The sequence below is a fragment of the Stenotrophomonas sp. genome (genome assembly GCF_032103445.1).
Taxonomy (GTDB): Bacteria; Pseudomonadota; Gammaproteobacteria; order Xanthomonadales; family Xanthomonadaceae; genus Stenotrophomonas.
In genome coordinates, this window is record NZ_DAMDFR010000018.1 from 22,664 (window position 1) to 33,835 (window position 11,172).

Consider the following 11,172-nt stretch of genomic DNA (forward strand, 5'->3'; position numbering starts at 1 on the left):
CGTGGCTGCCCCACCCACCGCTAGAACTCCAGATCCAACGCCGCACACAGATAATCCACAAACGGCCCCAGCGCCGTCAGGTCCTTGGCAATCGTCTGGCGCAGCTTCGGCCCGGTCATCACCGCATCCTCCAGCGGCCGCCAGAACACCCAGTTCTTGTGCTTCAGGTCGTCAATGAACTCAAAATCCGGCTCGAACCCGCGCGGAGCCCGCACCAGCATCTCGCTCTGCTCGAAGTCGAAGCGCCTGCGCAACGCCGGCGCATGCGCCGCCGCCTTCCACGCCCCCGGATTGTCCACGATGAAATGCCGAATCCTGCGCTGGGTGTCCGGCTCGGGATGCCACAGCCCGGCCCCAACGAAGCTCTCACCCGGCTGCAGGTGGATGTAGAACGAAGGAGCCGCGACCTGCTTGCGGCGCTCATGGAACAGACGCGCGCCCTGCCAGCTCTTGTACGGCGACTTGTCATTGGAAAAACGCGCATCGCGGTAGATGCGGAACAGCGAGCCGCCGACCGTCTTCGGGTCGGAACGGAAGTGCGGGCTCACCGTGGCCAGGTCCGGCTGCAGGTCGGTGATCAGGCGCAGGAACGGCTGGCGCACATGCGCTTCGTACTTGTCCTTGTGATCGTTGAACCAGGTCTTGTCGTTGTTGCGGGCCAGTCCACGCAGGAAGGTGAAGCTGGCGGGGGTGAAATAGGTGCTCACAGGCTCTGCTCCAGATGGTTGCCCCAGTTGGTCAGCTGCTGCAGCAGCGCCAGGCAGGCAGGTTCGGCCGCGTGCTCGGCCCGAAGCGCCTCGATCTGCGCCCGGTACTGCGGCAGGGTCTGCTCGCCCAGGCCCGGTTCGCCGAGCAGGCGCTGGCGACGGTAGTCGTTCCAGCGCTGGCGCTCGGCCGCATCCAGGGTCTCGGGATGGTTGCGTGCGCGGTAGCGGAACAGCAGCTCGGGCATGCGCGGGTCGCGCAGGCGTGTGGCGAAGCCGGCCAGCTCGGCCGGCGGGCTGGTGCGCAGGCGCGTCATCAACGCCTTGTCGCCGTCGGCGAGGAACCCGTCATACAGCGAGGCATCCACGTCGCTGGGAGCCATTTCCCGTTCGCCACCAAACACCTGGCGCACCTTTTCAGCCACTGCGGGTGCAACGGCGCGGACGCGTTCCGCCGCAGCCTCCACGGCCGCCACGTTGATGCCCAGGCGCGCGTGGTCGGCCGGGCGCAGGTGGTTCCAGGCGACCAGCGCCGGCACCTTGTTCAGATGCACTTCCTTGAGCGGCACCCGCTGTTCGCCTTCGGCCAGATCGGCGGCGCGCGTGTACAGCCGCGCGGCCAGGGTTTCGGCGGGCAGCGCGAGCAGGCCGTCGATGTCGCCTTCCAGGTCCAGCACGATGATGCGGTTGTTGATGTACGGGTGGCGCGCCAACGGCAGCACCGGGGCCGCGCACAGGCGTGAGGCGGGGTAGCGCATGGAGGTGTGCAGCACCGGTTGTGCGGCATCCACGTCCAGCAGGGAGCCGACGAAGCGCTTGTCACGCAGCTTCAGCGCGTAATCCCACAGACGTGGCTGCGCCTGCTTGAACAGCCGCGCCATGCCGATGGTGGCATGCACGTCCGACAGCGCTTCATGTGCATCGCCTACGCGCACGTTGTTGGCCGTGGCCAGGTGCTCCAGTTTGAATGACGTCGCGCCGTCCTCGCGCTGCGGCCAGACAATGCCGTCCGGTCGCAGTGCGTGCACCAGCCGCAGCATGTCCAGCAGGTCCCAGCGCGAATTGCCGTTGCGCCACTCGCGCTCATAGGGATCGAAGAAGTTGCGGAACAGGCCGTGGCGCACGAATTCGTCGTCGAAACGCAGCGTGTTGTAGCCCAGGGTGCAGGTGCCCGGGCGGGCCATCAGGTCGTTGATGCGCGCGAACGCCTCGGCCTCGCTCACGCCTTCGGCCAGCGCGTGCTGCGGGGTGATGCCGGTGATCAGCGTGGCAATCGGCGAGGGCAGGACATCGTCGGCCGGCTTGACGTAGAAGCTCACCGGTTCATTGATGACCTGCAGGTTGGCGTCGGTGCGGATCGCGGCGAACTGCGCGATGCGGGTGCGGCGCGGGTCCTGGCCGAAGGTTTCCAGGTCGTAGAACAGGAAGCTGTCGGCCGCCATCAGTGCGCACCCTCCAGCACCGGCAACTGCGCGTGCACGATGCGTTCCAGCGCCGCCCAGTCGATGTGTTCGAGTGTGCTGTGGCCGGCGGTGGCGTCTTCCAGAATGCGCCGCTGCAGGTTGGTGCGCTCCAGCGCCACGGCATACGGCGTGTGCAGGAAGGTGACCATGGTGTAATGCGGCACAAAGCGGGTCGGCCAGCGTGCCTGCAGTTGCTGTTCCAGTTCGCGCTGCAGCTGGAAGGTCGGGTCGGCGACGCGGTCGCGCATTTCCAGGTAGTTCTCCAGGGCCATCTGCTGGATCGCTTCCGCATTCGGCTTGCGTTCGGCTTCGAACACCGCAAATGCCGCTTCCAGCGAATCCTGTTCCTGCAGGTGGCGGGCCAGTGCTACGCAGTCTTCGAACGCACAGTTCATGCCTTGGCCGTGGAACGGCACCATCGCATGCGCGGCATCACCGAGCAGCACGGCGCGGCCACCCAGCTGCCACTGGCGCAGGTAAAGCGTGCCGAGCAGGCCGGGCGGATGCTCTTCCCAGTCGCGGCGCAGATGCGGAATCAGCGGCAGCGCATCGGGGAAGTCGCGTGCGAACAGTGCTTCGGCCTCGGCTCCGGTGCGGGTGGTGGCAAAACTGGGATTGCCCTCGTTGGGCAGGAACAGGGTGACGGTGAAGGTGCCTTCGTCGTTCGGCAGGGCGATGCACATGTACTGGCCGCGCGGCCAGATGTGCAGGGCGTTGGCTTCGATGCGGAAGCCGCCGTCTTCGGTCGGCGGAATTTCCAGTTCCTTGTAGGAATGCCCGAGGAACTCGATGCGTTCGTCCAGCGGGTGCTTGCGGTTCATCGCCGCGCGCAGCGCTGAGCCGGCACCGTCGGCCCCGATCAGGGTGTCGAAGCGGATGTCATGCGGCTGGTCGTCGCGGTCGTCGATGAAGCGCGCATAGCCGGCCTCGAAGTCCACCGTATGCAGGCGGCGGTGGAAGTGCACCTGCGCACCCGCGTCTTCGGCCAGCTGCAGCAGCGTGTGGTTGAGGTCTTTGCGGTGAATCGACCAGATCACTTCGCTGTCGTCACGGCCGTAGCGCTGCAGCTGGGTGTCGCCCTCGCGGGAGTGGATCATGCGGCCGCGCATCATCACCGCCTTGGCCATGACCTCTTCTTCAACGCCGGCCTGACGCAGCGCGTTGCGGCCGCGTTCGGCCAGGGCCAGGTTGATCGAGCGGCCGGACTCGTAGTCGGCAATGCGCGGGTCGCCGCGACGCTCATACAGGGTGATGCGCCAGCCCTGGCGGGACAGCAGGATGGCCAGCAGCGAACCGGCCAGGCCGGCACCAATGATGCTCAGGGAGCGGTGTGCGTGTGCGATCAAGAGCGTTCCAGCGGGGGAGGGGGCGACTTACAGTCCGGCCCAGGATTCGACTTCCTCGACGAAGTGATGCAGGTCGAGGTAACGGTTGTACAACGGCGTGGGTGAGATACGGATCACGTCGGGCTCGCGCCAGTCGCCCAGCACGCCCACGCTCTGCAGGTATTCGAACAGGCTGCGGCCGCGTTCGCGACCACCGATCACGCGCAGGGAGAGCTGGCAGCCGCGGCGCTCCGGCTCGGCCGGGGTCAGCACCTCCAGCACCTGCGGCAGGCGCGCCCGCACCAGCGCATCCAGCAGGCCGGTAAGCTGCAGCGACTTGGCGCGCAGGTCAGTCATGCCACCGGCCGCGTCGACCACGTCCAGCGCCGCGCGCAGCGGGGCCAGCCCCAGCACGGGCGGGTTGCTCAGCTGCCAACCTTCGGCACCGACGGCGGGCACGAACTGCGGGGCCATCTTGAAGCGGGTGGCTTCCTCGTGGCCCCACCAGCCGGCAAAACGCGGCAGCGTGGTATCGCGATGGTGGCGCTCGTGCACGAACGCGCCAGCCACGGCACCCGGGCCGCTGTTGAGGTACTTGTAGTGGCACCACACCGCGAAGTCGGGCGCGATGTCGTGCAGCTGCAGCGGCACGTTGCCCACCGAGTGGGCCAGGTCGAAGCCGACGTTGGCTCCCTGCAGGCGTGCGGCGCGGGTGATCGCGTCCAGGTCGAACACCTGGCCGGTTCGGTACTGCACGCCCGGCCATAACACCAGCGCCAGGCGCGGGCCATGCTCGGCGATGGCGCGTTCAATGGCCTGCTGCGAGATCGTGCCGTTGGCTTCGTCCGGCTGCACCTCGACCAGGTCGGTGTCGGGGTTGAAACCGTGGAAGCGGATCTGCGATTCCACCGCGTGGCGGTCGGTGGGAAACGCCCCGGCTTCCATCAGGATCACCGGGCGCTGCGCCGTCGGGCGATAGAAGCTGACCATCATCAGGTGCAGGTTCACGCTCAGGGTGTTCATCGCCACCACTTCGCTGGGCAGTGCGCCGACCACCCGGGCCAGCTGCTCGTTCACCAGGCGGTGGTAGCGCAGCCACTGGGTGTCGCCGGTGAAGTGACCTTCCACCGCCAGCGCGCCCCACTTGTCCATCACTTCCTGCACCGCCGCCTGGGCCTTGCGTGGCTGCAGGCCCAGCGAGTTGCCGACGAAGTAGGTCTGGTCGCGGTGGTTGTGCTGGGGGAACACGAATTCACTGCGCAGGGTGCGCAGCGGGTCGGCGGCATCCAGGGCGACGGCATGGGAACGGCTGAGCAGTTCGGACATGGCAATGACGATTGTCTGAGATATCGCAGTTTAGCTCTGCCGGCGGTTGCCCGGGGCTGAATTGCTGCGCGAACGGCGGACACGCATGGCGTGTCCCTACAGGGGCTTGCCACGCCGGCACAGGCGACCCATCCGCGTAGGGACACGCCATGCGTGTCCACGGAATCCACCGGAAACCGGATTCACCCGCCGGGCAACGGATCCACATGCCCGCAGGCATCGCAGGTGCGCAGCGCCAGGTCGGCCTGGTACTGCGCAAACACCTTCGGCAGATCCGTCTCGATGTTCTCCAAGGTGAAGTACACCTCATACAGCTTGTGGTTGCAGCGCTCGCAGAACCACATCACCCCATCGCGCTCATGCGGCAGGCGCTTGCGCTCCACCACCAGGCCGACGCCGCCGGGTGGGCGACGCGGCGAATGCGGTACGCCGGCCGGCAGCAGGAAAATCTCGCCAGCGCGGATCGGAATGTCACGCACCTGACCGTCTTCCTGCACCTTCAGGGTCATTTCCCCTTCCAGCTGATAGAACCACTCCGGGCCTTCGTCATAGTGGAAGTCGGTGCGGCTGTTCGGGCCGCCCACCACCATGATGATGAAGTCGCCGTTCTCGATCATCTTGTTGCCGACCGGCGGCTTCAGCAGATGCCGGTTGTCGTCGATCCAGGCGTGCAGGTTGATCGGGGAGGGCAGCATGGGGGCGTTCCTTGCAGACGGGATCAGTCGCGCTTGCCGCGGCGCGGCACATGCGCCAGGGCCTTTTCGTAGGCAGGTGCCAGGTCTTCCGGCGCGCCGACGTCAATGCCCATCTCGCGCACGCGACCGTCCTTCAGGCTGTACACCCAGCCGTGCACCATCAGCTTCTGGCCGCGTGCCCAGGCATCCTGCACGATGGTCGAACGACAGGCGTTGACCACCTGCTCGATCACGTTCAGCTCGCACAGGCGCGCGTGCTTCAGATCGGGATCTTCGATCTCATCGAGGATGGCCGCGTGCTTCTGGGCCACATCGCTGACGTGGCGCAGCCAGTTGTCGGCCAGGCCCACGCGCACGTTGTTCAGGCTGGCGTGCACGCCGCCGCAGCCGTAGTGGCCGACGATCAGGATGTGCTTGATCTTCAGCTGGTCCACCGCGTACTGGATCACGCTCAGGCAGTTCAGGTCGGTATGCACCACTACGTTGGCCACGTTGCGGTGCACGAACACTTCACCCGGAGCCATGCCGATGATCTGGTTCGCCGGCACGCGCGAGTCAGAGCAGCCGATCCACAGGTATTCGGGGTGCTGCTGCTTGGCCAGCTGGGCGAAGAACTCCGGGTCTTCCTTCTCGATCCGGTCGGCCCAGTCGCGGTTGTTCTGCAGCAGCTTGTGGATGTCTTTCATGAGGCGGGTATTCCTGTGGTGTCAGCCGCCAGCGGCGGCCGGGTCACGAACATCGCGCATCCACTGCGCAAGCTCGCGGGAAGCGGGGGTGCCTTCGGCCTCGAGGGCAGCAATCACCGACAGCTGGTTGGCGTCGGGGTGGTTCTGGCTCAGCTTGAGCTTGATCTGCACCTGTTCGGTGCGGAAGCGGAAACCGACGATGCCCGGCAGCAGTTTGGCCTGGCGGGTGTCGTCCGGGTCGAAGCGCCAATCGCTGCCGACCTGGGTTTCGTTATGGAGGCTCAACCGGTCGAGCAGGTCGACCAGCCAGTCGCGGTCGGTGATGGTTTCCAGCGTGCCGCGCAGTTCGGCGGCGGCGTAGTTCCAGGTCGGCACGCGGCCTTCGCTGTCCTTGTCCGGGTACCAGCCCGGCGACACGTAACCGTGCGGGCCGTGCACCAGCACCAGCGCCGGGCCGTTGTGGCGCGACTGCGGGTTGGCCTTGGCCCAATGCCCTTCAATCACGATGCTGTCGCCCTCGCGGCGGTACAGCACCGGAAGCAGGGTCACACAAGGCAGGCCATCGGGACCGGTGGTCACCACGGTCACGAACGCATCGCGCGCGATCAGCCTGTCCAGCCAGACCAGATCACGCGTAGCGAAGGAGGACGGGGTGAACACGGGGGCCTCAGACGCTCCGGCCCAGGCTCTGGACCATGCGCCCGCGCAGGCCATCGTCGTTGGCGGCCTGTGGCGGCTGTACTTCGTGCAGCGAAAAGCCGCGCACCAGCGCGTCTTCCTCGTCCAGCCCGTCGAATTCGACGAATTCGGCGTCGAACAGCTGCGCGCGGGCGGTGTCTTCGCTGTCATAGCTGAGCGTGTTGCCATCGCTGTCCAGCACCTCGGCGGTGCCGGCCGGGCGGATGCGCAGGCGGGCCCAGATCAGGGTGTTGCCCAGGCTGGCCAGCCACCAGGAGTCGCGGTCGGCGGAAATGTCGTTCATGTCAGTACCAGTGAAAGCAGCCAGAGCAGGGCGGCCATGCCCAGCCCGGCCAGCAAGGTGAGCAGCGACAGCCACGCTGGCGTCGCAAGACCCGACAGCGAGCGGTCGGGGGTCTGCCGGTAATCGCGGCCCAGCAGCCAGCGCAGCGCCTGCGGCTGCAGGAACGCGCCGCTGCCGAACCGGTCGGCCAGGGCCGGGTGGCGGTCGCGGATATGGATCAGCGTCAGCGGCCAGAAGATCACGAAGGCACTGAACCCGGCGATCGCCACGCCGACGAAACACAGCGCGAAGAACAGGGTCATGCAGTGGCCTCCGTGATCAGAGTGGGCGCGGCAGGGTCAGAACTCGGCGCTGCCCGGTGCGCGCGGGTAGGGGATGGCGTCGCGGATGTTGCCCAGCCCGCACACGTACACCACCAGACGCTCGAAGCCGAGGCCGAAGCCGGCATGCGGCACCGAACCGTAGCGGCGGAAGTCGCGGTACCAGCCGTAGTGCGCCGGGTCCAGGCCGAACTGCGCCATGCGCGCGTCCAGCACGTCCAGGCGCTCTTCGCGCTGGCTGCCGCCGATGATCTCGCCGATGCCCGGGGCCAGCACGTCCATCGCGGCAACGGTCTTGCCGTCGTCGTTCAGGCGCATGTAGAAGGCCTTGATGTGCTCGGGGTAGTTGGTCACCACCACCGGGCGGCCGATGTGTTCCTCGGTCAGCCAGCGCTCGTGCTCGGTCTGCAGGTCCAGGCCCCATTCCACCGGGAAGTCGAACTTCTTGCCGGAGTTCTGCAGCAGCTTCACCGCCTCGGTGTAGTCGATCTGCTCGAACGGCGAGTTGATGAAGGCTTCCAGCTTGGTGATGGCGTTCTTGTCGACGCGCTCGGCGAGGAAGGCCAGGTCGTCGCCACGCTCGTCCAGCACCGCGCGGAACAGGTACTTCAGGAACTGCTCGGCCAGACGCGCGTCTTCGGCCAGGTCGGCGAAGGCGATTTCCGGCTCGATCATCCAGAACTCGGCCAGATGGCGGGTGGTGTTGGAGTTTTCGGCACGGAAGGTCGGGCCGAAGGTGTACACCTTGCTCAGCGCCAGGCAGTAGGCCTCGACATTGAGCTGGCCGGACACGGTCAGGAAGGTTTCCTTACCGAAGAAATCACGGCTGAAGTCGACCTCGCCCTTGTCGTTGCGCGGCAGGTTGACCATGTCCAGGGTCGACACGCGGAACATCTGCCCCGCGCCTTCGGCGTCGGAGGTGGTGATGATCGGGGTGCTGATCCAGTTGAAGCCGTTCTGGTGGAAGAACCGGTGCACGGCCTGGGCCAGGCAGTTGCGGATGCGGGTGACCGCGCCGAACAGGTTGGTGCGCGGACGCAGGTGCGCCACTTCGCGCAGGAACTCCGGCGACATCGGCTTGGGCTGGATCGGGTAGGTCAGCGGGTCTTCGACCAGGCCGACGATCTCGACGGATTCGGCCTGGATCTCGAACGACTGGCCCTTGCCCTGCGACTTGACCAGGGTTCCGCGCGCGATCAGCGAGCAGCCCGGGGTAAGTGCCTTCACTGCTTCGAAGTTGGACAGGGTGTCGTTGACCACCACCTGGATCGGGGCGAAGCAGGAACCGTCGGTCACATTGACGAAGGCCAGCGCCGCAGACCCGCGCACCGTGCGCACCCAGCCCCGTACTGTTGCCTCGCCGCCTTCCGGGATCTTCCCGGCAAGCGCATGTTCAACGCTGACCACCGTCATGACTTGAATCCTCTATTGATCGACTCGATCTCTGAACGGGAAGTTTAACGGTTGCAGTGTTCTGCTTGCGAGGCATTTCTGACTGGGCCGTGGACCTATAATGAGACCGATCTGCTGGAGATGCCTGTCATGGCCGTAAGCCTTACCCCTGTTGCCTTTGCCCGCGTGCAGAAGTTCGTTGCCCAGACCCCGGGCGCACTGGGCCTGCGCTTCGGCGTGACCCGTACCGGCTGTTCGGGCTGGGGCCACGTGACCGACCTGGCCCGCGACCAGCGCGAGGGCGACACCGTGTTCGAGCAGGACGGGGTGCGCATCTACGTGGACGCGGCCAGCCTGGACCTGGTGGACGGCACCGAAATCGACTTCGGCAAGCAGGGCCTGAGCGAGACCTTCACGTTCAAGAACCCCAACGCCACCGCAGAATGCGGCTGCGGCGAGAGCTTCACGACCGACGCCGACAAGGCCTGAATCCTTGTTCAGTTTCGGCGACAGACTCGGCTGCTTGCCCTGAAGATACCCGCGCTGCCATAATGCGCGGCTTCCTGCCCGGTTCCGGGTGGGATCCCTTGCCCCACCGCGTTCACCTGCGGGGGGCTGTCCGGTCCGCAAGGGCCACATCCGAAAGGTATACACACATGAGTCGTCATTACGAAGTCGTGTTCATGGTCCACCCGGACCAGAGCGAACAGGTCCCGGCCATGATCGAGCGCTACAAGTCGCTGATCGAAGCCGGCAACGGCACCATCCACCGTCTGGAAGACTGGGGCCGTCGTCAGCTGGCTTACCCGATCCAGAACCTGGTGAAGGCACACTACGTGCTGCTCAACATCGAAGTCGATCAGGCCGTCCTGAGCGAACTGACCGAAAGCTTCAAGTTCAACGACGCCGTGCTGCGCAACCTGGTCATCAAGCGTGACGAGGCTGACACCGAGCAGTCGCTGATCATGAAGAGCAAGGACGAGAAGGGCGACAAGCCCGAGCGTGGCGAGCGTCGTCGTCGTGACGACGAAGAAGGCGAAGCCGCCAACACCGCTGACAACGAAGCCGGCGACGACGCCGCTTCTGCCGCCTAAGGAGCACGCACATGTCCAAGTTCTTCCGTCGCCGCAAGTTCTGCAAGTTCACGGCTGAAGGTGTGAAGGAGATCGACTACAAGGATCTCAACACCCTGCGCCAGTACCTGACCGAGAACGGCAAGATCGTGCCGAGCCGCGTCACCGGCACCAAGTCGAAGTACCAGCGCCAGCTGGCCACGGCCGTCAAGCGCGCCCGTTTCCTGGCCCTGATCCCGTACACCGACAACCACGACGTCTGATGCCGGATGGGCGGCCCCGCGCCGCCCGTTCCGCCAGCTATTCGGACAGCCATCTGCTGCGGGGCCTGAGGGCTTCGCTAACGAATAACGATTTGGAGTTTCAACATGCAGCTGATCCTCATCAAGAAGGTCAAGAACCTGGGCACCCTGGGTGACCTGGTCGAAGTGAAGCCGGGCTACGGCCGTAACTTCCTGGTTCCGAACGGCTTCGCCGTGCCGGCAACCGAAACCAACAAGGCCGAGTTCGAAGCCAAGCGCGCTGACTACGAAGCCAAGGCCAACGCCATCCACGCCGAAGCTGAAGCCCGCAAGGCCAAGCTGGAAGGCCAGAGCGTGACCATCGCCGCCAACGCTTCGACCGAAGGCAAGCTGTACGGCTCGGTCGGCCCGCGCGACATCGCCGAAGCCTTCACCAAGGCTGGCCTGCCGGTGGAAAAGAGCGAAGTGATCCTGGGCGAAGGCGCCTTCCGCAACGTCGGCGAGTTCGACGTGGTGGTGGCCCTGCACGCAGACGTCGAAACCACCGTCAAGGTGATCGTGGTCGGCGAAGCCTGATCCCAGCTGAAAAGCCGGAATCGCTGAAACGGGTACCCGCAAGGGTGCCCGTTTTTGTTTTTGTCGGTTGGTTTTTGGTGCGCGCGAAAGGCGGCGTTTCGATCTATCCGAGCGGGGCAGGCCAACAGGCAACCCCGTTCCGGGACACGCCGTAAACCCGTCCATGGGGGCTCGGCGAAAACATTCATGTTTTCGACGGTCCCTCCAGGGGTCACCTGTTGGCCCGCCCCCGAAGGTTGGTCGCGATGGGGTCGGAACAATCCAATGCCCCGCGGGGAGGGTGGTAGCGTCGGTCGACAGACGACGGCCGTGAAACACCCCGCGCCCGGTAACGCATGAAAACCGAACAACGCCGCATTTGATCTTCCGTGGCCACCGATGGTCTGTC

General features: G+C 65.7%; 14 protein-coding genes. 4 read left to right on the plus strand and 10 right to left on the minus strand.

The annotated features are described in order from the left end of the window. Window positions 1-20 precede the first annotated feature (20 nt). The 10 genes from RT551_RS08885 to asnS all read right to left on the minus strand — a co-directional run bounded on the left by RT551_RS08885 (window position 21) and on the right by asnS (window position 8,914). A complete protein-coding gene (locus RT551_RS08885; protein ID WP_313457645.1) occupies window positions 21-707 on the minus strand; it encodes a DUF2461 domain-containing protein in 687 nt (228 codons plus the stop codon). Further along, complete coding sequence (sbcB, locus tag RT551_RS08890) at window positions 704-2,146, minus strand: exodeoxyribonuclease I (protein WP_313457648.1); 1,443 nt, start codon at window positions 2,144-2,146, stop codon at window positions 704-706. Before sbcB ends, RT551_RS08885 begins: the two co-directional genes overlap by 4 nt. After that, complete coding sequence (locus RT551_RS08895; RefSeq protein WP_313457651.1) at window positions 2,146-3,513, minus strand: NAD(P)/FAD-dependent oxidoreductase; 1,368 nt, start codon at window positions 3,511-3,513, stop codon at window positions 2,146-2,148. The genes sbcB and RT551_RS08895 overlap by 1 nt, the downstream gene beginning before the upstream one ends. Before the next feature lie 27 nt (window positions 3,514-3,540). Beyond that, complete coding sequence (gene kynU / locus RT551_RS08900; RefSeq protein WP_313457653.1) at window positions 3,541-4,818, minus strand: kynureninase; 1,278 nt, start codon at window positions 4,816-4,818, stop codon at window positions 3,541-3,543. A gap of 182 nt (window positions 4,819-5,000) precedes the next feature. Next, complete coding sequence (locus RT551_RS08905) at window positions 5,001-5,513, minus strand: 3-hydroxyanthranilate 3,4-dioxygenase (protein WP_313457656.1); 513 nt, start codon at window positions 5,511-5,513, stop codon at window positions 5,001-5,003. A 23-nt stretch (window positions 5,514-5,536) separates the two neighbouring features. After that, complete coding sequence (gene can, locus RT551_RS08910; RefSeq protein ID WP_313457659.1) at window positions 5,537-6,199, minus strand: carbonate dehydratase; 663 nt, start codon at window positions 6,197-6,199, stop codon at window positions 5,537-5,539. 21 nt (window positions 6,200-6,220) lie between these two features. After that, the gene (locus RT551_RS08915; protein WP_313457661.1) at window positions 6,221-6,859 is read right to left on the minus strand and encodes an FMN-binding negative transcriptional regulator; all 639 of its coding nucleotides are present in this window, start codon (window positions 6,857-6,859) and stop codon (window positions 6,221-6,223) included. 7 nt (window positions 6,860-6,866) lie between these two features. Beyond that, a complete protein-coding gene (locus RT551_RS08920; protein ID WP_313457664.1) occupies window positions 6,867-7,181 on the minus strand; it encodes a hypothetical protein in 315 nt (104 codons plus the stop codon). Further along, window positions 7,178-7,483 (minus strand): hypothetical protein, encoded by a 306-nt coding sequence (locus RT551_RS08925; protein ID WP_311191780.1) that lies wholly within the window; start codon window positions 7,481-7,483, stop codon window positions 7,178-7,180. The genes RT551_RS08920 and RT551_RS08925 overlap by 4 nt, the downstream gene beginning before the upstream one ends. A gap of 36 nt (window positions 7,484-7,519) precedes the next feature. Then, entirely contained in the window at window positions 7,520-8,914 is a 1,395-nt protein-coding gene (gene asnS, locus RT551_RS08930) for an asparagine--tRNA ligase (protein ID WP_313457666.1), read from the minus strand. 129 nt (window positions 8,915-9,043) lie between these two features. Here asnS and RT551_RS08935 point away from each other — a divergent pair, with 129 nt between their 5' ends. The 4 genes from RT551_RS08935 to rplI all read left to right on the plus strand — a co-directional run bounded on the left by RT551_RS08935 (window position 9,044) and on the right by rplI (window position 10,784). Then, complete coding sequence (locus RT551_RS08935; protein ID WP_282297255.1) at window positions 9,044-9,382, plus strand: iron-sulfur cluster assembly accessory protein; 339 nt, start codon at window positions 9,044-9,046, stop codon at window positions 9,380-9,382. A gap of 167 nt (window positions 9,383-9,549) precedes the next feature. Further along, complete coding sequence (gene rpsF / locus RT551_RS08940) at window positions 9,550-9,987, plus strand: 30S ribosomal protein S6 (RefSeq protein WP_313457670.1); 438 nt, start codon at window positions 9,550-9,552, stop codon at window positions 9,985-9,987. 11 nt (window positions 9,988-9,998) lie between these two features. Then, window positions 9,999-10,229 carry a 30S ribosomal protein S18 gene (gene rpsR / locus RT551_RS08945; protein WP_002804494.1) on the plus strand — a complete coding sequence of 77 codons (231 nt, stop codon included), beginning with the start codon at window positions 9,999-10,001 and terminating at the stop codon, window positions 10,227-10,229. 105 nt (window positions 10,230-10,334) lie between these two features. Next, complete coding sequence (gene rplI, locus RT551_RS08950; protein ID WP_311191774.1) at window positions 10,335-10,784, plus strand: 50S ribosomal protein L9; 450 nt, start codon at window positions 10,335-10,337, stop codon at window positions 10,782-10,784. The last annotated feature ends 388 nt before the right edge of the window (window positions 10,785-11,172 follow it).

What these genes read in the sequence shown, in the direction of transcription:
- sbcB (WP_313457648.1), bottom strand. Translation starts at nt 2,146, where the DNA reads ATGGCGGCCGACAGCTTCCTGTTCTACGACCTGGAAACCTTCGGCCAG.
- kynU (WP_313457653.1), bottom strand. Translation starts at nt 4,818, where the DNA reads ATGTCCGAACTGCTCAGCCGTTCCCATGCCGTCGCCCTGGATGCCGCC.
- RT551_RS08905 (WP_313457656.1), bottom strand. Translation starts at nt 5,513, where the DNA reads ATGCTGCCCTCCCCGATCAACCTGCACGCCTGGATCGACGACAACCGG.
- can (WP_313457659.1), bottom strand. Translation starts at nt 6,199, where the DNA reads ATGAAAGACATCCACAAGCTGCTGCAGAACAACCGCGACTGGGCCGAC.
- RT551_RS08920 (WP_313457664.1), bottom strand. Translation starts at nt 7,181, where the DNA reads ATGAACGACATTTCCGCCGACCGCGACTCCTGGTGGCTGGCCAGCCTG.
- RT551_RS08925 (WP_311191780.1), bottom strand. Translation starts at nt 7,483, where the DNA reads ATGACCCTGTTCTTCGCGCTGTGTTTCGTCGGCGTGGCGATCGCCGGG.
- asnS (WP_313457666.1), bottom strand. Translation starts at nt 8,914, where the DNA reads ATGACGGTGGTCAGCGTTGAACATGCGCTTGCCGGGAAGATCCCGGAA.
- RT551_RS08935 (WP_282297255.1), top strand. Translation starts at nt 9,044, where the DNA reads ATGGCCGTAAGCCTTACCCCTGTTGCCTTTGCCCGCGTGCAGAAGTTC.
- rpsF (WP_313457670.1), top strand. Translation starts at nt 9,550, where the DNA reads ATGAGTCGTCATTACGAAGTCGTGTTCATGGTCCACCCGGACCAGAGC.
- rpsR (WP_002804494.1), top strand. Translation starts at nt 9,999, where the DNA reads ATGTCCAAGTTCTTCCGTCGCCGCAAGTTCTGCAAGTTCACGGCTGAA.
- rplI (WP_311191774.1), top strand. Translation starts at nt 10,335, where the DNA reads ATGCAGCTGATCCTCATCAAGAAGGTCAAGAACCTGGGCACCCTGGGT.